This is a genomic window from uncultured Cyclobacterium sp. (assembly GCF_963977555.1).
In the GTDB taxonomy this organism is placed as follows: Bacteria; Bacteroidota; Bacteroidia; order Cytophagales; family Cyclobacteriaceae; genus Cyclobacterium.
In genome coordinates this window covers 47,375-70,963 of the sequence record NZ_CAXBPD010000022.1, presented here as the reverse complement: position 1 = coordinate 70,963, position 23,589 = coordinate 47,375, and the positions used below count along the sequence as shown (strand labels likewise).

The 23,589-nt window shown below is 38.5% G+C and carries 21 protein-coding genes; 12 read left to right on the top strand and 9 right to left on the bottom strand.

What is annotated here, in order from left to right; translation table 11 throughout:
- Nucleotides 1–91 precede the first annotated feature (91 nt).
- From AAC073_RS21450 to AAC073_RS21430, 5 genes are all read right to left on the bottom strand, one after another.
- A complete protein-coding gene (locus AAC073_RS21450; RefSeq protein ID WP_339925870.1) occupies nucleotides 92–727 on the bottom strand; it encodes a hypothetical protein in 636 nt (211 codons plus the stop codon).
- A gap of 34 nt (nucleotides 728–761) precedes the next feature.
- Entirely contained in the window at nucleotides 762–2,129 is a 1,368-nt protein-coding gene (locus AAC073_RS21445; RefSeq protein WP_339925869.1) for a pyridoxal-phosphate dependent enzyme, read from the bottom strand.
- 119 nt (nucleotides 2,130–2,248) lie between these two features.
- Nucleotides 2,249–3,172, bottom strand: coding sequence for an aspartate carbamoyltransferase catalytic subunit (locus AAC073_RS21440; protein ID WP_339925868.1), 924 nt, complete (start codon nucleotides 3,170–3,172; stop codon nucleotides 2,249–2,251).
- 5 nt (nucleotides 3,173–3,177) lie between these two features.
- Nucleotides 3,178–3,726, bottom strand: a complete 549-nt coding sequence (pyrR, locus tag AAC073_RS21435) for a bifunctional pyr operon transcriptional regulator/uracil phosphoribosyltransferase PyrR (protein ID WP_339925867.1) — start codon at nucleotides 3,724–3,726, stop codon at nucleotides 3,178–3,180.
- A 50-nt stretch (nucleotides 3,727–3,776) separates the two neighbouring features.
- Entirely contained in the window at nucleotides 3,777–5,366 is a 1,590-nt protein-coding gene (locus AAC073_RS21430) for a transcriptional regulator (RefSeq protein ID WP_339925866.1), read from the bottom strand.
- A 361-nt stretch (nucleotides 5,367–5,727) separates the two neighbouring features.
- Between AAC073_RS21430 and AAC073_RS21425 the strand changes: the two genes are divergently transcribed.
- From AAC073_RS21425 to AAC073_RS21410, 4 genes are all read left to right on the top strand, one after another.
- On the top strand, nucleotides 5,728–7,383 hold the full coding sequence (locus AAC073_RS21425) for a helix-hairpin-helix domain-containing protein (RefSeq protein WP_339925901.1): 1,656 nt from the start codon (nucleotides 5,728–5,730) through the stop codon (nucleotides 7,381–7,383).
- 2 nt (nucleotides 7,384–7,385) lie between these two features.
- The gene (locus AAC073_RS21420) at nucleotides 7,386–7,667 is read left to right on the top strand and encodes a hypothetical protein (protein WP_339925865.1); all 282 of its coding nucleotides are present in this window, start codon (nucleotides 7,386–7,388) and stop codon (nucleotides 7,665–7,667) included.
- A 2-nt stretch (nucleotides 7,668–7,669) separates the two neighbouring features.
- Nucleotides 7,670–8,329, top strand: a complete 660-nt coding sequence (locus AAC073_RS21415; protein WP_339925864.1) for a YiiX/YebB-like N1pC/P60 family cysteine hydrolase — start codon at nucleotides 7,670–7,672, stop codon at nucleotides 8,327–8,329.
- 79 nt (nucleotides 8,330–8,408) lie between these two features.
- Nucleotides 8,409–9,353 carry a TIM barrel protein gene (locus AAC073_RS21410; protein WP_339925863.1) on the top strand — a complete coding sequence of 315 codons (945 nt, stop codon included), beginning with the start codon at nucleotides 8,409–8,411 and terminating at the stop codon, nucleotides 9,351–9,353.
- A 3-nt stretch (nucleotides 9,354–9,356) separates the two neighbouring features.
- Here the strand turns inward: AAC073_RS21410 and AAC073_RS21405 are convergent, their stop codons facing one another.
- The gene (locus tag AAC073_RS21405; RefSeq protein ID WP_339925862.1) at nucleotides 9,357–9,956 is read right to left on the bottom strand and encodes a DUF4202 domain-containing protein; all 600 of its coding nucleotides are present in this window, start codon (nucleotides 9,954–9,956) and stop codon (nucleotides 9,357–9,359) included.
- Nucleotides 9,957–10,462: 506 nt separating this feature from the next.
- Here AAC073_RS21405 and AAC073_RS21400 point away from each other — a divergent pair.
- Nucleotides 10,463–10,687, top strand: coding sequence for a hypothetical protein (locus AAC073_RS21400; protein ID WP_339925861.1), 225 nt, complete (start codon nucleotides 10,463–10,465; stop codon nucleotides 10,685–10,687).
- 238 nt (nucleotides 10,688–10,925) lie between these two features.
- On the opposite strand, the gene AAC073_RS21395 is transcribed toward AAC073_RS21400, so the two are convergent.
- Nucleotides 10,926–11,318 (bottom strand): hypothetical protein, encoded by a 393-nt coding sequence (locus AAC073_RS21395; RefSeq protein WP_339925860.1) that lies wholly within the window; start codon nucleotides 11,316–11,318, stop codon nucleotides 10,926–10,928.
- 496 nt (nucleotides 11,319–11,814) lie between these two features.
- Here AAC073_RS21395 and carB point away from each other — a divergent pair, with 496 nt between their 5' ends.
- On the top strand, nucleotides 11,815–14,634 hold the full coding sequence (gene carB / locus AAC073_RS21390; protein ID WP_339925859.1) for a carbamoyl-phosphate synthase large subunit: 2,820 nt from the start codon (nucleotides 11,815–11,817) through the stop codon (nucleotides 14,632–14,634).
- Between the two features lie 197 nt (nucleotides 14,635–14,831).
- Entirely contained in the window at nucleotides 14,832–15,086 is a 255-nt protein-coding gene (locus AAC073_RS21385) for a DUF4834 family protein (RefSeq protein WP_339925858.1), read from the top strand.
- Between the two features lie 235 nt (nucleotides 15,087–15,321).
- On the opposite strand, the gene AAC073_RS21380 is transcribed toward AAC073_RS21385, so the two are convergent.
- Nucleotides 15,322–16,098 (bottom strand): hypothetical protein, encoded by a 777-nt coding sequence (locus tag AAC073_RS21380; RefSeq protein ID WP_339925857.1) that lies wholly within the window; start codon nucleotides 16,096–16,098, stop codon nucleotides 15,322–15,324.
- A 232-nt stretch (nucleotides 16,099–16,330) separates the two neighbouring features.
- Between AAC073_RS21380 and AAC073_RS21375 the strand changes: the two genes are divergently transcribed.
- Nucleotides 16,331–16,915 carry a porin family protein gene (locus AAC073_RS21375; protein WP_339925856.1) on the top strand — a complete coding sequence of 195 codons (585 nt, stop codon included), beginning with the start codon at nucleotides 16,331–16,333 and terminating at the stop codon, nucleotides 16,913–16,915.
- Between the two features lie 192 nt (nucleotides 16,916–17,107).
- On the opposite strand, the gene AAC073_RS21370 is transcribed toward AAC073_RS21375, so the two are convergent.
- The gene (locus AAC073_RS21370) at nucleotides 17,108–18,742 is read right to left on the bottom strand and encodes a carbon starvation protein A (protein WP_339925855.1); all 1,635 of its coding nucleotides are present in this window, start codon (nucleotides 18,740–18,742) and stop codon (nucleotides 17,108–17,110) included.
- A 159-nt stretch (nucleotides 18,743–18,901) separates the two neighbouring features.
- Between AAC073_RS21370 and AAC073_RS21365 the strand changes: the two genes are divergently transcribed.
- The 4 genes from AAC073_RS21365 (at nucleotide 18,902) to AAC073_RS21350 (ending at nucleotide 23,582) form a co-directional block, all read left to right on the top strand.
- Entirely contained in the window at nucleotides 18,902–19,957 is a 1,056-nt protein-coding gene (locus tag AAC073_RS21365; RefSeq protein WP_339925854.1) for a mechanosensitive ion channel domain-containing protein, read from the top strand.
- A 103-nt stretch (nucleotides 19,958–20,060) separates the two neighbouring features.
- Nucleotides 20,061–20,903, top strand: coding sequence for an acetyl-CoA carboxylase, carboxyltransferase subunit beta (gene accD / locus AAC073_RS21360; protein WP_339925853.1), 843 nt, complete (start codon nucleotides 20,061–20,063; stop codon nucleotides 20,901–20,903).
- 124 nt (nucleotides 20,904–21,027) lie between these two features.
- On the top strand, nucleotides 21,028–22,332 hold the full coding sequence (gene nqrF, locus AAC073_RS21355; protein WP_339925852.1) for an NADH:ubiquinone reductase (Na(+)-transporting) subunit F: 1,305 nt from the start codon (nucleotides 21,028–21,030) through the stop codon (nucleotides 22,330–22,332).
- A gap of 92 nt (nucleotides 22,333–22,424) precedes the next feature.
- On the top strand, nucleotides 22,425–23,582 hold the full coding sequence (locus tag AAC073_RS21350; RefSeq protein ID WP_339925851.1) for a formimidoylglutamase: 1,158 nt from the start codon (nucleotides 22,425–22,427) through the stop codon (nucleotides 23,580–23,582).
- The last annotated feature ends 7 nt before the right edge of the window (nucleotides 23,583–23,589 follow it).

The window sequence follows — 23,589 nt, the reverse complement described above, 5'->3', positions numbered from 1 at the left end:
TTTAAACCTTTGAAAATGAAGGGCTTTTTAAAAAATTTTAATAAATAGTGTGACAAAAAATAAAAAGTATACTTAACCTAAGTGGAAAACTTTACTCTTCTTCTATAGGTAAGTGTTGGTTTAATCCTTCAAAAATATGATAAATGGAATAATAAGTAACCGGAATAGTAACCACAAGACCTATTCCCATAAGTAGTGCGCCAGCCAGGTTCAATACCGCCAATACTAAAGCAAAGACAAAAAACTTACCCCATTTTTTATGCACAATTTTCCTACTGTACTCCAATGATTGCCAGAAATCCAGACCGGAAAATAAGCTAATCAATACACCAAACATATAACCCACCATCAAGTAAATCCCGGGAAGTATCAAAGCAAAAAGGCCCAAAACAGTTAGTAACTGACCTATTATCCAAATTGAAATCACTGGAAGGTAATACTTAAAACCTTTGAAGAAGTCAGGGTAAATTACTTTTTCACCAAGGCTGGTTTTATTAGCCACTAGGTAAAATCCCGCAAATAGTGGCCCTGCCAGGAAGATAGAAAATACAAAAACATAATCTTCCGCATAGAACATAAATAAGAACTGCAGCGAAAGGATCAGCAACGTAAAGGAAATTGAATAGATAGTGACTTTTTTATAGGTCTCCCAACCTTCTAATAATACCTCTTTGATGTCAAAATCGAAATTTCCTTCAACGATCTGATCCAAATGTTTTTTGTCCATAATAATTGCTCTATACTATTTACTTTGAGGATAATTACTTAGTAATCGCTGTGAGAATATCGTGTTTTGTAATGATATGTACACGGTGCAAATCATCCCTCACCAAAACAGCTTTCTCCCTTTCTACCATAGATGACAACACATCCAATGTACTGTCTAGCGCTACAAAATGCATAGAATCCTCCATGACCTGCCCCACCGTTGCATCTTTTAACTCAGGGTCTTCAATTATTTTTAATAATAGCTTATTGTCAGTAATACTTCCTATCACTTGTCCATCCTCCATCACCGGGATCTGGGAAACACTTTTATCATTCATTAGGGCAATTGCATCCTTGATTTTGTCGGTTTTATTAACGACCACCAACTGGTACCCATCATCTCTTCCGCTTACTATATCTCTAGCTGTTCCGTAGGCTTTATCCTCAAGAAACCCATGGTTTCTCATCCAGTCATCATTGTACACTTTTCCTAAATAACGGGTACCGTGATCAGGAAGTAAAATCACCATCACCTCTCCTTTTTTAAGGTTTTCTTTGGCGTATTCAAGTGCTCCATGTACTGCTGATCCGCAAGACCAACCTACAAACAATCCCTCTTCTCTGGCGAGACGACGCGTCATTACTGCCGCATCTTTGTCGGTGACTTTAATAAAATGATCAATTACGGAGAAATTCACATTTTTAGGTAAAATATCTTCTCCTATGCCTTCAGTCAGGTATGGATACACCTCATTTTCATCAAATTCGCCCGTTTCCTTGTATTTTTTAAAAACGGATCCATAAGTATCTATCCCTACAGAAACCACCTTTTCAGATTGCTCTTTCAAAAATTTAGCAGTGCCTGACATGGAACCACCTGTACCTACCCCTGCAGCGAAATGAGTCACTGCCCCATCGGTATCTTTCCAAATCTCAGGACCTGTGGTTTCATAATGTGCTTTCCAGTTGGAAAGGTTATCGTATTGGTTAGGATAAAAAGAATTGGGTATGTCTTCGTTTAATTTTTTTGCAACTGCATAATAGGACCTTGGGTCTTCAGGAGATACATTCGTTGGGCATACGATAACTTCGGCACCTACAGCTCTCAAAATATCAATCTTTTCTTTTGACTGTTTATCGGCCATAGTAAAAATACATTTGTACCCTTTCGTAACCGCTGCCAAGGCTAGTCCCATTCCAGTATTGCCGCTGGTTCCTTCAATGATTGTCCCGCCAGGTTTTAAAAGGCCATCTTTTTCTGCATCTTCAATCATCTTCACAGCCATCCTGTCCTTCATGGAGTTGCCTGGATTGAAGTATTCAACCTTCACTAATACTTCTCCTTCTATACCTTTATTTAGTTTATTCAACCTGACTAAAGGGGTGTTTCCTATGGTTTCAATAATTGAATTGTATATCATGGATTTATATTTATTGCAATTTAGTATATAAAGACAATTGTGCTTAGAACAAATTCAGCACCAAACTATTAATACAAGAGGGAAAAACCAGGTATTAAGATGTTGGTGAAGGTGTTGCTTTACCTCACACCAGCTAATAAATACAATACGGCCATTCTAATAGCGACACCATTTTCTACTTGCTGTAGTATGATGGCATGCTCAGAATCTGCCACATCAGAATTAAGTTCTACTCCTCTATTGATAGGGCCTGGATGCATGATTACAATTTCTTTGTCTAATCGGTTGAGAAGCTTTTTATTGATTCCATAGTACAAGGAATACTCTCTGAGAGAAGGGAAATATTTAATTTGCTGACGTTCCAGTTGGATTCTTAAGACGTTAGCTACATCACACCACTGCAGCGCTTTAAACACATCATGCTCTACTTTTACGCCTAAATCCGCAATGTATTTAGGCAAAAGAGTAATGGGCCCACAAACCATGACCTCAGCACCTAATTTCTGCAGGCAAAATATATTGGATAGGGCAACTCTAGAATGCAAAATATCCCCTATAATCGCCACCTTTTTCCCTGCCACATCACCTAGCTTTTCCCGGATCGAAAAAGCATCTAGCAAAGCCTGGGTAGGATGTTCATGGGTGCCATCCCCTGCATTGACAATATTGGCTTTGATATGCTTGGACAAAAAATGAGGCGCTCCAGGACTGGAATGCCTCATAACTACCATATCGACCTTCATGGCCAATATATTATTCACGGTATCGATCAGGGTTTCTCCTTTTTTAACAGAGCTACTGGCTGATGCAAAATTTACTACATCTGCCGAAAGCCTCTTCTCTGCCAACTCAAAGGACAATTTGGTCCTGGTAGAGTTTTCAAAAAAAACATTGGCTATGGTTATGTCTCTTAGGGAGGGGACCTTTTTTATAGGCCTATTCAAGATATCTTTGAAATTATCTGCAGTTTCAAAAATCAATTGTATATCTGATGGGCTCAGGTCTTTAATTCCCAATAAATGTCTGGTACTAAGCTGCTCCATTGGTATTAATTACTTTCTTTTTCAGTGATCCAAATGGCGTCTTTTTCAAATCCTCGGGACTGCCATTCTACGCTTACATATTGGCTTTCCAGCGTATTTACCTGCCTTCCGCAATAATCCGGTTGTATAGGGAAATCCCGTGTGAATTTCCGGTCGATAAGCACCATAAATTCTACCTTTTGGGGCCTCCCAAAGGCTATCATTGCATCCATCGCTGCTCGTACAGATCTACCTTTGTACAGCACATCATCTACTAAAACGACTTTTTTATTTTCAATTAAAAAATCAATTTTTGTCTCATTTGCCCTCAAGGGAAGGTCTCTCCTCCTGAAATCATCTCTATGAAAGGTAGCGTCCAGATAGCCATATTTCAATGAAATATTTTGGATTTCCTTCATGCGCTGGATGATTTTATCCAGCACTTGGGCACCTCTAGGCTGTAGCCCTAAAAGGACTGTATTATCAAAATCATCATGATTTTCTATCAATTGATGACAAAACCTACTGATGGTTAGAGATATCTGGGTTTGGTCAAGAACAAGTCTTTTTTGCATGATTAAAATTTGAGGCAAATATATAAATTATTTGTTGGGGCTTAATGGCTCTATATGAAATCATCCACTTTTATTTTGGTGAAAAAATTCACTTCCCTGCTCTTTTCTCTTCCATCATCCCCTTGATACCTGATCTTTTGCTTACCACTTAGCAAGTAATAATTATCATACCACCAAATGAGTTGGAGGCTTCTTTCCATCGTTTCAGCTATTCTTTCATTTTCATTTACCAGCTCAATTTCATAAGGCTCATTTTCCATTACCACTTCCCCATCATTTATCTGACTAAGCATCAGCGCCTCTTCATCCAGGTACATGTAAAACAAGTTGTTCCCATTGAATACCAGCTCGCCAAATTTCATGGGTTCAATCTTATTGGTATTGTCCAAACTCAGCGAGTTGTCCCATACGATATTGCCATCCTCATCCAATAGAATAAATTGCGCTGCAAGAAACTTGTACTGCTCCATAGTTTGAGCGCTTCGCAAGCGAGGATCTAACCACAGTGGATTATAGGTCCCCCCATACCCCCCCATCATTGGGTTCAGTCTGTAAAAATTGCTTGCATAATTCCCATCTCTAGGTACATACTTTGATGAGGATGAAGTAAAGTGATCATTATAAATTAGGTAATAACCGTTTATAGCTTGAATTTCTCTGGTGACCACTACATTTCTAATGGGCGTATTTTTGCCTTTGTCAAGCCTTTTTTTCACCCTTTTCCACCTTTTTTCCTGAACTTTCTCCGGTAAATAATTGTAAAAATTATCAAAATCGGAAATATTGTAAAACCTATTGGTATACTCTCCAAACTCATTGATTTTAGTGAAATACAATCCTTGGTATGCTTCTTTTTTCTTTAACCCATAGGGACCTATCAATGCCTGTTTATAATTGGTAGAAGAGGTCAAAAGGCCTTCAACAATCTCCATGGAAGAATTTCCCAGGTCCTCAATTTTCACTTCCCTAAGTTTGTTTCCATTGGTGTCGTAAGTCAAAATAGATACAATTTTATTTTTGCGGGTATCCCTTCTGCTCATCACTACATCAAATACATTTAGCTCAGGATCCTTCCTCATTTGTAAGATTCTTGCATCTTTTTCAAAAAGACCAGGAACAGTAATGACCTCCTTGGTTTCAATATCGAATATTTGAATCACTGGACGGTAGTCATATTTACCCATGAAAACAGCTTTTTTATTAAAGACAAGAAAATCCTGAAGCTCCATTTCCAAAATACTAGAAACTACCAATTCTGTTAAAGTTCGCTCTTCAAGATTTATTTCAAATATCGCTTTTTCATCGTTGTACTGGGACCCTTTATTAAACAACACGTAAAGCAATTCCCTGTCCAAGTCAAACCCTACTAACTCATATAAGTCTTCAAGTTTTTTCTCTAGCGGTTTTTCCGCATTCAATTGAAAATCTGCTGTGAAATATTGGAAACTATTTTTCTTTCCATATGGTGTTTCTGCCTTCATTCGGAAGCCTACAAGCCCTCCTTCTCTGGGCAATAGATAAAAGTCCTCATCGGCCCAATGGGATTCTACTTCTAGCCTTTGTGTGAATTGAACTTGACCAACGGCAATACCCATCAAAATCAAGTAGACAATTGGAAATAATAGGGTTTGTTTTGACATTCCTTGAGGGTTTTATGCTATTGTTTCTATACCAACTTTACCGAACGATTAAATGTTTTGCTCCTATGGATTCTACCGATTTCACAATAAGTCGACAGGTAATTATGTCTTCACAAGATCGCTTGTCTCTTTAACAGTGTTTTAGTCGGAGTTCCTACCATTAGAAACGGAATGTGATTGACCTATTGGCATTTTGGTAGGGCCAATTTTACAATACGATCAATTAATTTACTCCATAAGTTAAGACATATGATTTTATTTTGAAACAATTATTATGGACATTTGTGCTGTACTCAACAGATCTCTAAACACCTTGGATAACAAACAAATTGTCAAGACCCTCAAATTAACCTTGCAATTGATGGAATTGCATGAAGAAAATGCATTTAAAATCAGGGGATACCAATCTGCCATCATTAGCATAGAAAGAGAAGGCAAACCGCTTGCAAATCTAGAACTGGACGAATTACAAAAGATACCTTCAGTTGGTAAAAGTATAGCTGAGGCTATTTTATCTATAATCGCGTCTGGTAGCCATGCGCTTTTAGACAAGCATTTGGAAGAAACGCCAAAAGGAATTCTAGAAGTCATGCAAATAAAAGGGCTTGGTCCAAAGAAAATAAAAACCCTTTGGAAAGAACTGAACATTACATCTGTCCATGAATTAATGGAGGCCTGCCAATCAGGCCAGGTAGCAAAAATAAAAGGCTTTGGACAAAAGACCCAAGACAGTATTGTTTTAGCCTTGGAATACAAAGCATCCAATCAGGGGAAATGGCTCTATGCTGAAATTGAGCTACCCGCTAAAGAAATACTTGCACACCTAAGCGAAAGCCTTCCCGAAGCTACAGTAGCCTTGGTTGGGGATTTTGAGATGGAAGCTGAGATTATTGAATCACTAACTTTTCTGATTGGCTCAGACAATTCTAGGCAAACCATAACTGAAATAAACAATATTGATGGGCTGATTCAAGACATTAATGTTCTCAGTCCCTACAGATGGGAAGGGCATTTAGCAAGGCCTGAAGTCAAGATCCTTATAACGATTGTCCCAAAAAAAGAATTCATTAAACAAAAATTATTAAAGTCAGCTTCTAAAGCCCATCTTCTATCCCCTACTGAAAAGGGTCAGCCTCTAGGTGAGTTGTTTTACAAAGCAACTTTTAATACTGAAGAAGCCGCCTATGAAGCTGCCGGATTACCTTTTATCCCTGCACCTCTCAGAGAAGGCACTGGTGAATTGGAATGGGTGAAAACGCATTCATTAGACGAATTATTAACTTTAGAAGACCTCAAGGGACCATTACACAACCACTCTACATACAGTGATGGAAAAAACACCTTAAAAGAGATGTCAGAATTTTGTCAGTCGGAAGGTTATGGTTATTTCGGAATAGCAGATCACAGTCGTTCTGCATTTTATGCAAACGGACTGGACGAAGACCGTATTCACCAACAGCACAAAGAAATAGACAGTATCAATGAATCTCTGGCGCCATTCCGTGTTTTTAAGGGCATTGAAAGTGATATTCTTACTGATGGGAGCCTTGATTATTCAGATGAAGTGCTAGCAACTTTTGATTATATCGTCGCATCCGTCCACTCAGGTTTGAGTATGGACATTAATAAAGCAACTGCTCGATTGCTTAAGGCCATAGAAAACCCCTATACAACCATTCTTGGACACCCTACGGGGCGCTTACTGTTAAGAAGGGAAGGTTACCCTATTGATCACCGCGCAGTAATTGATGCTTGTGCGATTAATAAAGTGGTCATTGAAATCAATGCCAATCCATGGAGACTAGACTTAGATTGGAGATGGGTGAGGTATGCCATGGACCAAGGGGTTATGCTTTCTATCAACCCTGATGCACATGAAAAGGCCGGTATTGCTCACATGAAATTTGGGGTCATTGCTGGACGAAAAGGTGGCTTGACTAAAGAAATGACCCTCAACACCAAAAATGGGGAAGAATTAGCCAGCTATTTTGAAAACCGAAAAAGAAAAAAACAATGAGCATGATGCAAAAGGGCGCTGATGATTTACTAAAACAATCCTTCCAGGCAGGTATGCTGGGAATTGTTTTTGCAGTGATTCCATTGGTGGTGAAGGCAATGATTCAACCAGACATGGCCTATATGGGTTTGTTTGCAGGATTAGGCATTGGCTTTCAGTTATTGGGACTTAGTCTTGCCGTATTGGTTCTCAGAAGAAAAAAAATTAGTGATCGACAAAAGGAAAAAGCCAAAAAGATGACCTTAATTTTAGCCGTGGCACTACTCTTTTTCATGTTGGCATAAATATGCAAAAATTAACAATAGCATTTTTGCTGGTTTTGGCTGCACTCACCCTTGGCTGTAATAGTGAGCAGCCTTGGCAAAACTGGAAGGCAGGTGATATCCTTTTTCAAAATGGTGATTGTGGCGATTTCTGCGACGCCATAAAAAAGGTGACATCCGGTTACCAGGGACAGTCCTTTTCGCACAACGGGATGCTGATCATCGAAAACGGCAATTGGATGGTTTTGGAAGCCATTAGCCAAGGAGTACAAATGACAGCTCTGGAAGATTTTTTAAATCGGCACACAACAGAGAACGGCTACCCAAAAGTCATTGTAGGCCGACTCAAGGAGCAATATCAACACTTAATACCAGAGGCAATTTTATTTGGCAAAACGCTGATCGGCAAACCGTATGACGATGGGTTTGACCTGGATAATGAAGCCTATTATTGCTCTGAGTTAATTCATTTCTCCCTAATGAAAGCAAATAAAGGTTTGCCAGTTTTTGACACCCCTCCCATGACATTTAAAGATCCCGCCACCAATGAGACTTTCTCTGTCTGGGAAAAATATTTTGAAAAATTAAATTTAGAAATTCCGGAAGGAGAGCCTGGACTAAACCCTGGAGGAATGAGTCTTTCACCTGCTTTAAATATAATCCACAATTTTGAAAACCCCTAAGTTAAGATTAAAACTATTGATACAATGAATGCAAAATAGTATATTGTCTTCATTATATATACAGACTAATAGCCCCAAAATGAATAGAAGATCTTCAGTTAAGAAAATGATGGCAGTAGCCGGAACAGGTTTATTAACGCCACAATTAGGCTTTTTAAAGCATCTTACCCCAAATGCCACAAAGGCCTCCCCTTCGCCATTTTACCTGTTTACAAAGGTATTACAATGGCTTCCATTGGAAGAGGTTCCCCAAACTGTACAATCTCTAGGTTTTGATGGTATAGACCTACCTGTAAGAAGAAATGGTTTTTTTGATAGGGATCAGATAAAATCCAAGCTACCAATCATTGTAAAGGAGAGTGAAAAATTGGGTTTAAGAAGACCCGTGCTTACCACCGATATGAACCTCAATCACATGAATGAAATGGACGAATTTCTTCGTACTATTTCTGGCGAGGGCGTTTTTGATTACCGTATGGGCTACCTTCCATTTACAACTAAAAACATCATAAAAGAATTAAAGTCACTCAATGCTTCCATGAAGAAATTGGCCGAGCTTCATGAAAAACATGGCGTCACAGGTCATTATCAAAACCATGCAGGCACAAGAATAGGTGGCTCCGTGTGGGAAATTTACCATTTATTAGAAGGCATCAACCCCAAACATATTGGCGTTCAATTTGATTTGCGCCATGCCACTGTAGAAGGTTATCAATCCTATGAAAATGTTTTTAATATGATCAGCGATCAAATCACAAGTTTTGACTTGAAGGATTTTGTTTGGGGCAATCTAGATGGCAAAGGTGATAAACCTATCAATGTACCTTATGGAGAAGGAAATGTGAAATTCGAACTCCTTCAGGAACACCCTGGTTTTATGGGCGACATTCCTAAAATCCTACACTGTGAATATGATCTCGGTGGAGCGGAACATGGTCATAAAAACCCAACTGTTGGAAAAGAAGTCATACTCTCAGCAATTGCGAAAGAAGTTAAAGTTTATAAAACGACAACTTATAAATAACACTTAATTCAAAGCCTTGTTAATTAACGCCAATCCTCGTTCTGAGTGGTTTAAAGACAAGGCTTTTTCATGTCCTTTTGGAGACATTTTTTTCCAGGTTTTTTGTAAGATGTCAATGAGTTTTTCTTCTTCGTTTTCGTGCTTCGCAATGAAGTCATCAAAATAGTATTTTAAAAACACCAGACATACCACATCCTCCAGCGCCTGCGTCTCAGGGTCTGATTTCAATCTGCGTTTATTAATTAAATCATCAATTTTTTGTAAGTCGGAAGCGTCATAACCGCTGCTTTCCAAGATTTCCTTGGCAAGGTTGGCATGAAAACCCTTAAGGTTGGTTCTCCATAGCAAATAGCCTTTTCTGTCCATAGGATAGGAATCCCTTGGGATTTCCCAACGCCGAATATGCTGACTTCTTGCAGCTAGCTTCAACACTTCATTTGCTTCCGGGTAAGTTTCTTCCATCATGTCCGCCATCCGCTTTCCATACAACAGTTCTTTGGGTACTTTCTCTCCTTTTACTTCTTCCAGGTTCGGATCCTCCGCGTTGGCGGCATCAATTTTTGCTACTGCCGCACCATAGTCCCCGTTTTCAACATTTCTCATATCGCTTTCTTTTACCAATAAGCTGTTTACTTTATAAAATTTAAACCCGGTTTATACCACAGGACTTGTAATAAGCAGGTAAACCCTCAAGGAAATCTCCAAATAGCGATAAAGATTTATTTTGAATTGGTTTTGCCATGTATTAAATAGCCTAATGTATTGTTCGGATTTATCTCAAAAATAGTTGAAATATCATCCTCATCAAATAGGTAACAGCGGTAAAATACACCCGATTTCAGGTATTATCGCTTTCATAAGGGGGACAAAATGGTTAATGGGATAATTGTTAATTATTAATTGTTAATTGTTAATTAATAATTATTAGGAGGGGATTGGCATGTTACACCCTGTACTGAGCTATTATACCTTTCAACTTCGCCTAATCGGCCAAGCAGCATAGGGCTTTGACAGCATCAGCTCCAAATGGATTCCTTGATTAAGTGGTTCGGTTGCTTTGACCCGATTGATTTTGAGACAAATCTCATTATATTTTTTCTTAAAAAAACATGAGCATAGCGGAATTAAAATTAAGACTACATCAGACCATTGATTCCATCAATGACCGAGTTAAACTTGAGGTCTTGTATGTCTTATTAAAGGACACGAAGTCTAAATATTCCTCGATGGATATAAAGGAGTATGTCAATTCCATTGACGAAGCCATCCTTCAAGTGAAGGCAGGAAAGTTTTCAACAGTAGATGACTTGGAGAAAGAATCCGAGGGTTGGTAAAAATATAGCAGCATATTGTAATATTAAATGTAATCCACACCAGTCAAAAACCAAATAAAACTAATAACAGCTAAATCTTTACGTGTGTAGCGCTTTGGGTCTGCCTGTTTAAAACTTTCCAAATTCATTATACTTGTGCATCTGTCTTGCGGCATCCCGAAATGGGAAAAAAATAAAATCGTAAAAATTGATTATATAATTCTTTTCATAACCTATTGATTTTTGAAGTTTGTATATTTCATTTCCGAATATAGAATTCGTTGTCTCCGAAAAATCTATTAATGAAAACTAGCGTGTCAGTGTTAAAAGATATCCCTGTTGAGGAGCCTGCTTCCAAAATCTGTAAGCGGAACTTCGTTTCATTGACTTCAATTTCATATTCAGATTTCCACAAAATAGTGCCATTTTCGATATATTGCATGGATCTGTTCCTCTGGAAAATATATTGTCTGGTAATCCCTTCAGATTTGGGAGTTTGAACTAAGGTGTTTCCTTGCCTACGATTAATAACCAGAGACTTCTTCCATTCCCATTCACCAACGATGAATGCATATGCATCCTCCAAGGTTCTAACTTGATCGGGTAATTCCTCATCCTGACACCCACCAAGAACCGGTAAAAGAAAAACCATACCTACTAAAACAATCCATCTACTTTTAAAACCTACTACGTTCTTAATATTAATCGAATTTCAATTGCTACCTCATTCTGGCAAAAAGAAAGGATTAAAAACACTACTAAACATAACAGATATTATTTTTTATCTCCTAACACTTTTTCTTTTTAAGACGTAAGCAACCGTAAAAACGCTACAAGAAACTGTTGGAAAGCAACTTAATTGGATAATGGTTAATGGAATAATTATAAATGGTTAATGGTTAATGGGGTAATGGTTAATGAGCTAATTGTTAATTAATAATTGATAATTAACCATTAAAAATAAACGCTTGATTTGGAGGAAGTATTGAAAAGCCTCGTAAAGGTGATTGCTTCAATTGGGAGCAAGCAAAAAATATTAGTTGTGATTTGAATAAGGTAAAATCAAGAATTCACGTGGATGTTCAATAAATTATGATTAATTTTGGCCCAATTTAGCCAAAAGTAAACTATTTCAAAAATCATCAAGCATGCCAAAAGACAGTAGCATCAAACATGTACTTATTATCGGAAGCGGCCCAATTGTAATCGGGCAGGCTTGTGAATTTGATTATGCAGGATCCCAGGCTTCCAGGTCGTTAAGGGAAGAGGGCATAAAAGTTACCCTTATCAATTCCAACCCTGCAACCATTATGACCGATCCGGTTACTGCAGACAATGTATACCTTTTGCCACTTGAGAAAAAATCAATTATTAAAATTTTACAAGAGCATCCGGACATTGACAGTGTACTCCCTACCATGGGTGGTCAAACGGCTCTAAATTTGGCAATTGATTGTGACAATGCAGGAATCTGGGACAAATACAGTATCAAAATGATAGGCGTTGATATTGACGCCATTGAAACTGCAGAAAACAGGGAGAAATTCAAGGCGCTAATGGAAAAATTAGGAGTAGATGTTTGTATTGGACGTACAGCTACTTCCTTTTTGCAAGGCAAGGAAATTGCCCAAGAAATTGGTTTCCCACTGGTCATCAGGCCTTCATATACCCTTGGTGGTACAGGAGGGGGATTTGTTGACGGTCCTGACAATTTTGAGAAAGCACTTAGTGTTGGACTTCAGGCGTCACCTACCCATGAAGTACTTATTGAACAAAGTATTCTAGGCTGGAAAGAATACGAATTAGAAGTTTTGAGGGACAGTATCGGAAACATGGTGGTCATTTGTTCCATCGAAAACTTTGACCCTATGGGCGTGCATACAGGTGATTCCATCACTGTAGCTCCGGCCATGACATTGCCAGACCCGGTATATCAACGCATGAGAAACCTGGCCATCAGAATGATGAATGGCATTGGTAATTTTGCTGGAGGATGTAACGTACAGTTTTCTGTCAGCCCTGACAACCAAACTATAATAGGCATTGAGATTAACCCTAGGGTATCCAGGTCTTCAGCGCTTGCTTCAAAAGCAACAGGTTATCCAATTGCTAAAGTAGCTGCCAAATTGGCCATAGGATACAACCTAGACGAATTGAAAAATTCTATTACAGGTAATACCTCAGCTTTCTTTGAACCTGCGATAGATTATGTGATCGTGAAAATTCCTCGCTGGAATTTTGACAAATTCAAAGGTTCTGATAGAAGACTTGGTCTTTCTATGAAAGCTGTGGGCGAAGTAATGGGCATTGGGAGAAACTTTCAAGAAGCATTACAAAAAGCCTGTCAATCCTTAGAAATCAAGAGAAACGGACTTGGAGCAGATGGCAAGGAACTTAAAGACCAAGCTGAAATATTGTACAGTTTAGCCAACCCGAGCTGGAACAGGCTTTTCCATATCTATGATGCTTTCAAGTTGGGCATTTCTTTTAGAACCATCCAAGACCTTACTAAAATAGACAAATGGTTCCTGAAGCAAATTGAGGAATTGGTACACTTGGACAACACACTGGCCAAGGAAACACTACAAAGCATTAGCTTTGATCTGATGAAAACAGCCAAACACAAAGGCTATGCCGACAGGCAAATTGCCCACCTATTGGGTTGTTTGGAAAGTGAGGTTTTCAATAAAAGAAGGGATGAAATGAACATCAAACGTGTATTTAAACTCGTTGACACCTGTGCCGCTGAATTTGAAGCACAAACTCCCTACTTTTATTCTTCTTTTGGAGAAGAGAATGAATCAAAAGCCAGTGATCGAAAAAAGATAGTTGTACTAGGTTCCGGTCCAAACAGAGTTGGTCAGGGAATTGAATTTGATTATTCTTGTGTACATGGTATACTCGCTGCTAAAGAGTGTGGATACGAAACCATCATGATCAACTGTAATCCTGAAACGGTTTCTACTGATTTTGATATCGCAGATAAATTATACTTCGAACCAGTTTTCTGGGAACACATTTATGAAATCATCCTACATGAAAAGCCTGAAGGGGTAATTGTGCAATTGGGTGGACAAACAGCCCTTAAACTGGCTGAGAAGCTAGATAAATACAATATTCCAATTCTCGGCACTAGCTTTAGAGCCCTAGATCTTGCTGAAGACAGAGGAAGGTTCTCTGAGCTTTTAAAAGCAAATGACGTACCCTACCCTGAATTTGGAACCATTCATGGGACGGATGAAGCCCTGGAACTATGCAAGACAATTGGTTTCCCTTTATTGGTAAGGCCTTCTTATGTTCTTGGAGGACAGGGAATGAAAATTGTTATCAACGAAAAGGAGCTTGAAGAGCATGTAGTAACCGTTCTTAAGGATATACCTAACAATGAAATCTTGCTTGATCACTTCCTTGAAGGTGCCATTGAAGCAGAAGCCGATGCCATTTGTGATGGTGAAAATGTTTACATTATTGGAATCATGCAACACATAGAACCTGCTGGAATTCATTCAGGAGATTCCTATGCTGTCTTGCCTCCATACAATCTTGGAGACCTTGTCATCCGCCAAATTGAAACCATTACAGAGAAAATAGCCTTGGCTTTGGAAACAAAGGGATTAATAAACATTCAGTTTGCGATCAAAAATGACAAGGTTTTTGTTATTGAGGCCAACCCTAGAGCTTCCCGTACCGTACCTTTCATCTGCAAAGCTTATCAGGAACCTTACGTGAATTATGCTACCAAGGTGATGCTGGGAGATAAAAAAGTTACTGACTTTGATTTCAAACCTGTGAAAAAAGGATACGCCATAAAGGAACCTGTTTTCTCATTTCACAAATTCCCGAATGTAAATAAAGAATTAGGACCTGAAATGAAATCAACTGGTGAAGCCATTTATTTCATAGATGACTTAATGGATGATTATTTTCTGAAAATTTATGCGGAAAGAAATCTTTACCTAAGCAGGTAGAGCACCTCAACATAAGCACCTTACCCGGCTTGATATTCAGGCCGGGTACTTTTATTTTATGCAGCTTTAGAGCGCTTTGAATTGGTTTTTGTGTTTTTTTTCGCTTAATATTGAATGCTGAGAGGCAATTTTCCGTTATTGGTTAAGGCAGTTTGTTTTGCTTGAACCGAGTTAGTGAATTTTCAAAATTGTATGTCATGATTTTAAAAATAATAATTTTCTTTATTGCATTGGGATGGGTTTTTTCTAGCCTATTCAAGTTTTTCTTAAATAGTAAACTCAAAAAGTTCGCTGACCAGGTAAAGGAAGCGCACCGGGAAGAAACAAAAAGGAAAACACAACCAAGAGACGGCAATGTAAATGTCGACTTTGTACCTAAAGACAAGAAAAATGGCTCTTCAGGCACCATCACTGGAGGAGATTATATAGACTATGAAGAAGTAAAAGACTAATTTTTACAAATAAAAAGACACCATCAACTTCTTAATCCCTACTGCCAATCCCTAAACTGTAGTGGCCAAAATCCAGCACATTTCTAATCTCTTCGCTGGGAAATAAGTAGAATCCTTCAATTAGCTGTTTCTTAAAACTGCTGTAAGAATTTTTTAACAAAAATCCCCAGCGCTTTAAGCTGTTTTTGTAATGCTGCTTCCGGATTTATGGTGATTTGTTCTAATCAAAACCTAATTACCTTCCTCCATTTTCCTTAAGGTCCAATTCACAGTTATCGTCCAGTTTTGGAACGGATTGTTGCATGTAATTAAATATACCACTGGTTTCTATTGCCCAATACATGAGGCAATCCTTGTTATCACAATGGCTTTCGTGCTCCTCATCTTCATGCGGGATGACCATGTCATTGTCTAGATTTACCAAGCCCATAAGGTGCCCCATCTCGTGCAGGGCTACAGTAGTCTCTAGTATGGCTTTACGGGGTTTTATGACGCCACCTGAATTCTCTGCTATTCGGTTGCCAAAAAGCACTAAACTAGTATTTCTATAAGCCGCTCCAATTGTAAATGAATTGTCCTCACTTTTCTTATAATCTCCATCTACCACCAATAAAAAAACGGATACGGTAGTTCCTTCATTGTACCGCTCTCGGTAATCCTCTTCAATTTTAGCAATGTCTTCCGTAGTATATTCTCCCAAGTTCATGGAAGGTATTTCTTTTAATACCACAGTAATTCCATCAGGTTTCAAGGTGCATTTCTCTAAAAATGCCACCATCAATTCGATCATCTGGTCTGAAGGTTTAAAGCCTTCCATATAAACCAACTCCAATTCCATTGCTGTAAAAATGTCAGAAGACAATAAAAAATTGGCAGACTTCCCCACATCCCATCTTGCGGCAGCCACGCCAGTGTACAAAGCCTCCCTGTACTCATCTGAATTTTCCACACAAGAATAAAACCCAGAAGACAGGCAAAGAAGAAGCAACATTTTATTGGTAAAATTCCTCATAAAGTAAATTCAAAAACACACAATTCATTATTATTCAACACATTAAAAAATAGACTTAAGATAAGTAACGCTAAAATCAACTCAATTAATACATCTTTTTGAGAAAACTTATTCTACTATTTAAAAATTTAAAAAAGTTTAACATTATTCCATTTCCCTACACTAAATCGGCATAGTATTAGTTATTAAAGAATTGAAAGAAAGCACTATTATTTAACTTAAAGCCAAACAAATGAAAAAAGTATTAATTATTTTATTCTTTTCGGGAATAGGCATATCGCAATTGAATGCTCAAATTCTCTCAGTAGGACCAAAAATCGGTATTTCGCAAGGAGATGTTAAGGTTTCAGACGGATACAACGGAGACGATTCACAAATGGGCTACCATGTGGGTATATTTGCTCGCGTTAATTTATCTGCCGTCTATTTACAGCCGGAATTTTTATACACCAATACTGGAGGTTCTTTTAAGAACAATACCTTCAGTTACGATGCTGATTTTGATAGATTAGACGTCCCTTTAATGTTGGGATTAAAGCTGGGTAACACCTTCCGTATACAAGCGGGGCCAGTAGCCAGTTACCTTTTAAATGGGGATATAAAAGTCAATGATGGAAATGCTGTTCAGCAGATTATACCACCTACAGAAGACTTCACATTTGGGTACCAGGCAGGCATTGGGCTAGATATTGGCAATTTGTTTTTGGATTTGAAATATGAAGGTGCCTTGACCAACTCGGTAAATAAATATGGAGAAATACCTACAGATCAAAGACAAAATATGGTTATGCTTTCTTTAGGGTTCAACCTATTCTAAATACCAATTTTTGGTAGCAGTTTAGAGAGCACTAGCAATGTTTTTAAAATCAAATGAGAATTTCAGGATTGACAATCAAGCGGAGAGATTACACTCAGCAGAAATCTACAATAGAAAAAGCAATCCCTGAAAAAGCTGTAACATATAAAAACTACTTCAACAGATAAGGTCATCTGTTGAAGTAGTTTTTTTTTAATTAACAAGTTCCTTGGACTTGACCTCTTTAATCAAACTTTTCCGTGCTAGGAAAATTAAAGCGAAGGACAAAACAAATAGAATGGCCGCAATAAAAGCGAGCACATAGGAATCCTTTTGAAAATTTTGATAGGCAAATAGGCCCAATGAAGTCAATGTCACAGTAAACATGAAAAACATAGGGATGGTCACGAAAGTTGGGTTAATGTCTTTTTTAATCAACCAAACTGAAATAGTCAATAAGGCCAGTGCAGCTAAAAGCTGGTTGGCAGATCCGAAAATTGGCCAAAGCGTGGTAAATCCACCACTTCCCAATAAAAGCACTGATAATACCACTACCAAACTCGTGGACAGGTACCTGTTTTGGGATAATTTCTTACCAATTGGTTGTTCCACATCTTCGAAGTATTCCTGAAGTGTAAAGCGAGCTAGTCTGGTACAGGTGTCTAAAGTAGTCAATGCAAATGCTGAAACGGTGAGTGCAACAAAACCAATCGCAAAAGACTCGGAAATCCCCATAGAGGATATAATAGAACCAAGGCCATCCGCAAACAATGGCACCGGTCCTTCTTCACCTAACCTGGACAAATAATCTGAACGGGTCAAAACCACTACAGCTCCAACAGAAATAATCGCTAAAAAAGACTCTATCAGCATCCCCCCAAATCCGACTACCTTAGCATCTGTTTCTTTGTCCAACTGCTTTGAAGTAGTGCCTGAGGCGACCAAAGAGTGAAAGCCACTAATGGCGCCACATGCAATGGTAACAAATAAAACGGGGAATAAATAACCAAGATTCTCGTTGGTAACATGTACTTCGTTGTCCATTACTATGGTCGGATTTGCAATCATTACCCCAACTATAGCTGCAAGGATTAATCCATACAACAAAAAGCTATTGAGATAATCTCTAGGTTGCAACAGCATGGATACCGGGGTTACAGATGCAACAAAAGCATACAATAGCAACACATAAACCCAAGTCTGATAATTAAGCTCAAATGGGATTTGCATCCCCAAATAGACGAAATAATACATCACCACTACTCCTACAATAGTGGAGACTAGGAAGGCAGACTTTTTATTTTCGGTTAACTTCGTTACAAATCCAAAAACCACGGCCAGCATAATAAACAATATAGAGGCAGAGGCCACACCTGGGTTACTTATAAAGGTCTTGGCAATGATATCTGCAAATACGGCAATGATTAATATCAAGGTAGAAAAACTAAAAAGAATAAATAATCTTTTACCTTTTTTACCAATGGTATTTTGAATAATAACGCCAATAGATTTGCCATCATTTCGAAGTGATGCCACCATGCTTCCAAGGTCATGTACTGCGCCAAAGAAGATACCTCCGACCAGAATCCATATCACTGCTGGTATCCAGCCAAAAGTAACGGCAATAATTGGCCCTACTATAGGTCCTGCACCAGCTATTGATGCAAAATGATGACCAAGTACCACTATCGGTTTACTAGGGACGTAATCTATTCCATCTTTAAGCCTGTGAGAGGGTGCAATATTTTTATTGTTAATTTTAAACTTTTTAAAGACGAATTTCCCATAGGTGAAATAAGCTCCTGTCAAAATGATTGCGGAAAACAGAAAAAGATAGGAAAGTTGCATATTTTGGATGAATTATTAAGGGTTTAAAGTTAATTAGAAAATTGACTACAATGAAAATAAACTTAAATTTATGAAAATATTTAGTATAAATGGTAGACGGAAAAAGCGACTAACATTTCACTTTTAACATAAAGCCCTCCATTTATTTTCTTCAATAAGATGATCGAAAAAGAAACACTTCTCTTCATTGGTACCAGCATAGGGCTTTTAATCTTTAGTCATGTATTTCTGGGATTTGCATTCCCCCTGCTAGTGAAACTATTCTATAAGCCTACTCCTAATAGGGTAAAAAGGTCCATGCGGAAGTTTTCTAAGGCTTTAAAGTGGGGTTTGTTTTTCGCTATTTTCCCTATTATTGAACCCTATTTCTCTCCTCCTGACCTGCTCTATATTGGGAGACATAAGGTTTTTATCGTATTATCCATTATTACACTCACCTGGATTATTATAGAATTTTCCAATGTATTGCGGTACGTTTTTCTTGAAAAATTCACTTATGACAAGGAGGATAACCTGAGAGAGAGGCGTGTAGTAACTCAGGTAGCCTTTATCAGAAAATTATTTATCATTGCCTTGGTTATTATCGCATTCGCAGCCATCTTGATGAATTTCGAATCGGCAAGGAAAATAGGTGCAGGGCTCTTAACTTCAGCAGGAATTCTAGGAATAATTGTTGGACTTGCCGCTCAGAAATCCATCGCCAACTTATTGGCAGGGTTTCAGATTGCATTCACACAACCTATCCGAATAGACGACGTGGTGGTCGTAGAGGGTGAGTGGGGCAAAATTGAAGAGATTAACCTCACTTATGTGGTGGTGCAGATCTGGGATCAAAGAAGACTTGTATTGCCTATCAATTATTTCATTGAAAAACCGTTTGAAAATTGGACACGTACCACTGCCGCTATATGGGGAACGGTGTTTATATATGTAGATCCTACTGTGGAAGTGGGTCAATTAAAAACCAAATTGAAAGAAATATTAGAGGCCACTCCATTATGGGATAAAAAAGTTCAAGTGCTCCAAGTGACAGATTGGACTGAAAAAACCATTGAGTTAAGGTGCTTGATGAGTGCTAAGGATAGTCCAACTGCATTTGACCTCAGGTGTCTTGTAAGGGAAAAATTACTAACTCACCTGCAAAACACTCAGCCGGACGCACTCCCCAAATCAAGGGTATTAATGGAGAAATCTACAGACAAACAGGAACAATAATTACTGCAAACTTTTCGAGAAAATAGATTTTGGTTTTATTTAACAGATATTACCTATAAATTTGGCTTCCCAATTTGGTTTGGGATAATTTAAACAAAACTATATGGCTTGGTTTAAAAGAAAAGATGCCGGCATCAAAACCTCAACAGAAGAGAAGAAGGATACTCCGGACGGATTATGGTATAAAACCCCTAAAGGGAATATCATCCATACCCGAGAGTTGAAAAACAACTCCTATGTGTGCCCGGATGATGACTATCACGTAAAAATAGGATCAAAAGAATACTTTGAGATTTTATTTGATGATAACATTTTCACAGAATTGGATAAGGACATGATATCTGGTGACCCTTTAAATTTCGTAGATAGCAAACCCTATCCTGTTCGAATCAAGGACACCATAGCGAAAACCAACTTAAACGACGCTGCCAGAACTGGTGTAGGCAAGTTAAATGGTTTGGACCTTGTTATTACCTGTATGGACTTTAGTTTCATTGGAGGTTCAATGGGATCAGTAGTTGGAGAGAAAATTGCCAGGGCAATTGATTATGCATTGAAACACAAGGTTCCCTTTCTGATGATTTCAAAATCAGGTGGGGCTCGGATGATGGAGGCTGGATTTAGTCTTATGCAAATGGCTAAAACCTCAGCCAAGCTTAGCCTTCTGGACGAAGCGGGCATTCCCTACATCTCTCTGATGACCGACCCAACTACTGGAGGGGTCACTGCTTCCTTTGCCATGTTGGGAGATTTCAACATTGCAGAACCTGGAGCGTTGATAGGATTTGCAGGGCCTAGGGTGATTCGGGAGACAATTGGTAAGGATTTGCCAAAAGGATTCCAAAGTTCGGAGTTTGTTTTGGAACATGGATTTCTAGACTTTATAATTGATAGAAGGCAGTTGAAAAACAGATTGTACACCTTGCTAAACCTTCTTCGACAATAGAATGTTATTATATTAAATCCTAGGATTAAAATATCTTAAGATTGTGATGGTTTTGGGGAATTATAAATATATTTGTAGTATTCAAAACCAGTTAAACATACTGATAAAGATAAAAATTTATTAAATGAGTTCAGTAATCATTACTTCGATAGTAGCATTTACCATTATTATTCTGCTACTGGTGTTTGTTCTTCTTTTTGCGCAGTCAAAGTTGGTGTCGTCAGGAGATGTTAAAATCATCATCAATGGGGACGAAAAAAACCCTTTAATTGCTTCTGCAGGTTCCACCTTGCTCAATACCCTAAGCAGTAAAAAAATCTTCCTTCCTTCCGCTTGTGGAGGAGGTGGTACTTGTGCCATGTGCAAGTGTACCATTGAAGAAGGAGGAGGGGAAGTACTTCCAACTGAAGAAGGGCACCTTAGCAGAGCAGAAAAACAAACGCATGTTAGGCTTTCTTGCCAGGTGAAGGTAAAGAATGACATGAAAATCCGTATTCCAGAAGAGATTTTTGGTATCAAAAAATGGGAATGCGAAGTAATCTCCAATTACAACGTTTCTACGTTCATTAAAGAATTTAAAGTGAAACTTCCAGAAGGTGAAACTTTGGATTTTGAGCCAGGAGGGTATATACAAATTGACGTTCCAGCAATCACGGTTTCTTTCAAAGGCATGGACATCACTCCTCATCCTGAATTAGAACACCCTAGTGACGTTTATCAAAGCGATTGGGATAAATTTGGCCTTTGGGATCTTTCCATGAAAAATGATGAGCCGCTCTTTAGGGCCTATTCCATGGCAAACCATCCAGCTGAAGGAAACATTGTAATGTTGACCATTCGTATTGCTACTCCACCTTGGGATAGAGCTAATAACAAATGGATGGATGTTAATCCAGGGGTTTGTTCCTCTTATGTTTTCTCAAGAGTACCAGGAGACAAGGTTACTATTTCAGGACCATATGGTGAATTCCACATCAACCCTACGCAAAGGGAAATGATTTATATCGGTGGTGGAGCAGGTATGGCCCCATTGAGATCTCATTTATTCCACCTCTTTCATACAGAAAAAACCAATAGAAAAGTTTCATACTGGTATGGAGGTAGATCTAAGAAGGAATTGTTCTATACACCCCACTTTAGAGGCATAGAAAAAGAATTCCCTAATTTTAACTTTAATATTGGCTTGTCTGAACCATTACCAGAAGACAATTGGAAGGTTAAAAAATCCTTGGATGACAAAGAAGCTGATGGTTATGTCGGTTTCATTCACCAGGTTCTTTATGACAATTACCTTAAAAATATAGATGAGCCGGATGAGATCGAATACTACTTATGTGGTCCTCCATTGATGAATTCAGCAGTACTTAAGATGCTTGATGATTTAGGCGTTCCAAAAGAGAATATCAGATTCGATGATTTCGGAGGATAAAAAATAATCAAAGGGTCCCGTTAAACTTTAACGGGACTTTTTTTATGCCTTCTTTTTCTATAATTTTGGCATTCAATTTCTAACAACCTCTCATGGATTTACAGGCATTTTTCGAACCAATCCCTTCCGAAATTCTAACAGGAGAATATGGGCACAATGCATTTTTTTATCATATTCATACCCATGGGGAAACCTTTCCTGACCTCCAGGGCGTACATATTGCAATAATTGGCATTGAAGAATACAGAGGGACAGGAGATGAGTCTATCAAAAACTCCAGTGAAAGTACCTCTGCCATCCGCCAAAGGCTTTATCATCTCAAGAAAGGGCAAAGCAATTACAATTTGGCGGACTTGGGAAACATCAAGATCGGTGAGAATTTAGCAGAGACCCGCTCACTTGTCAGCTCTATTGGCGAGTTGATGCTGAAAACACAGGTTTTACCTATGTTTATCGGTGGAAGTCACGACTTGGATGTCGGCCAATTTAAAGCCTACCAACACATGAAAAAATTGGTAAGCTTACTCACTGTCGATGCTAAAATGGACATGGAAGATGCCGGAAATCCACAGGATGTGCATTCGCAAGAAATTGTGCTCCACGAGCCCAACTACATGTTCAATTATTCTCACCTGGCTTACCAAAGCTTTCTGACAGACCCTGAACTAGTCACCACGCTGGAAAAGCTTTATTTTGACCACATTCGGCTTGGGCAACTCAGAGACAATTTCAAAGAAACGGAACCACTCATTAGAAATGCTGATTTACTAAGCTTTGACATCTGCGCCATTAATTCCTCAGATGCGCCTGGAGCTATCGGCGCACAACCTTTTGGATTAAGTGCCGAAGAAGCTTGTCAAATTAGCTGGTTTGCAGGGACCAATGAGAAACTCAGCTCGGTGGGGATATATGGGTATCACGCAAGTGTGGACGATTCAAGGATGAAAACCGCCTCCGTAATCGCTACAATGATTTGGTATTTCATCGAAGGTTTTTACCAAAGAAAGGACAGCCTTTCGTTTAAAAGCAGTGATTACACAAAGTACACGGTCTCTTTAGATTCCAAGCCTTCCATTTTGCATTTTTACAAAAGCAAGCTTAGTGGGAAGTGGTGGTTGGAAATACCTAAAAATAAAGGCGAAAAATACAACCGAGACACCATTATTCCTTGTAGCTATCAGGATTATCAGACCGCCCAGAAAGGGGAAATACCTGAGAGATGGGTAAATGCCCAATTAAAACTTTACTAATAATCGA

Bases quoted from the DNA above. Each gene is read 5' to 3' on its own strand.
- AAC073_RS21430 (WP_339925866.1), bottom strand. From the start codon at position 5,366: ATGTCAAAACAAACCCTATTATTTCCAATTGTCTACTTGATTTTGATG.
- nqrF (WP_339925852.1), top strand. From the start codon at position 21,028: ATGAGTTCAGTAATCATTACTTCGATAGTAGCATTTACCATTATTATT.
- AAC073_RS21445 (WP_339925869.1), bottom strand. From the start codon at position 2,129: ATGATATACAATTCAATTATTGAAACCATAGGAAACACCCCTTTAGTC.
- AAC073_RS21365 (WP_339925854.1), top strand. From the start codon at position 18,902: ATGATCGAAAAAGAAACACTTCTCTTCATTGGTACCAGCATAGGGCTT.
- AAC073_RS21440 (WP_339925868.1), bottom strand. From the start codon at position 3,172: ATGGAGCAGCTTAGTACCAGACATTTATTGGGAATTAAAGACCTGAGC.
- carB (WP_339925859.1), top strand. From the start codon at position 11,815: ATGCCAAAAGACAGTAGCATCAAACATGTACTTATTATCGGAAGCGGC.
- AAC073_RS21410 (WP_339925863.1), top strand. From the start codon at position 8,409: ATGAATAGAAGATCTTCAGTTAAGAAAATGATGGCAGTAGCCGGAACA.
- AAC073_RS21415 (WP_339925864.1), top strand. From the start codon at position 7,670: ATGCAAAAATTAACAATAGCATTTTTGCTGGTTTTGGCTGCACTCACC.
- AAC073_RS21425 (WP_339925901.1), top strand. From the start codon at position 5,728: ATGGAATTGCATGAAGAAAATGCATTTAAAATCAGGGGATACCAATCT.
- AAC073_RS21385 (WP_339925858.1), top strand. From the start codon at position 14,832: ATGATTTTAAAAATAATAATTTTCTTTATTGCATTGGGATGGGTTTTT.
- AAC073_RS21380 (WP_339925857.1), bottom strand. From the start codon at position 16,098: ATGAGGAATTTTACCAATAAAATGTTGCTTCTTCTTTGCCTGTCTTCT.
- AAC073_RS21405 (WP_339925862.1), bottom strand. From the start codon at position 9,956: ATGAGAAATGTTGAAAACGGGGACTATGGTGCGGCAGTAGCAAAAATT.
- AAC073_RS21375 (WP_339925856.1), top strand. From the start codon at position 16,331: ATGAAAAAAGTATTAATTATTTTATTCTTTTCGGGAATAGGCATATCG.
- AAC073_RS21420 (WP_339925865.1), top strand. From the start codon at position 7,386: ATGATGCAAAAGGGCGCTGATGATTTACTAAAACAATCCTTCCAGGCA.
- AAC073_RS21370 (WP_339925855.1), bottom strand. From the start codon at position 18,742: ATGCAACTTTCCTATCTTTTTCTGTTTTCCGCAATCATTTTGACAGGA.
- pyrR (WP_339925867.1), bottom strand. From the start codon at position 3,726: ATGCAAAAAAGACTTGTTCTTGACCAAACCCAGATATCTCTAACCATC.
- AAC073_RS21350 (WP_339925851.1), top strand. From the start codon at position 22,425: ATGGATTTACAGGCATTTTTCGAACCAATCCCTTCCGAAATTCTAACA.
- AAC073_RS21400 (WP_339925861.1), top strand. From the start codon at position 10,463: ATGAGCATAGCGGAATTAAAATTAAGACTACATCAGACCATTGATTCC.
- AAC073_RS21450 (WP_339925870.1), bottom strand. From the start codon at position 727: ATGGACAAAAAACATTTGGATCAGATCGTTGAAGGAAATTTCGATTTT.
- accD (WP_339925853.1), top strand. From the start codon at position 20,061: ATGGCTTGGTTTAAAAGAAAAGATGCCGGCATCAAAACCTCAACAGAA.
- AAC073_RS21395 (WP_339925860.1), bottom strand. From the start codon at position 11,318: ATGGTTTTTCTTTTACCGGTTCTTGGTGGGTGTCAGGATGAGGAATTA.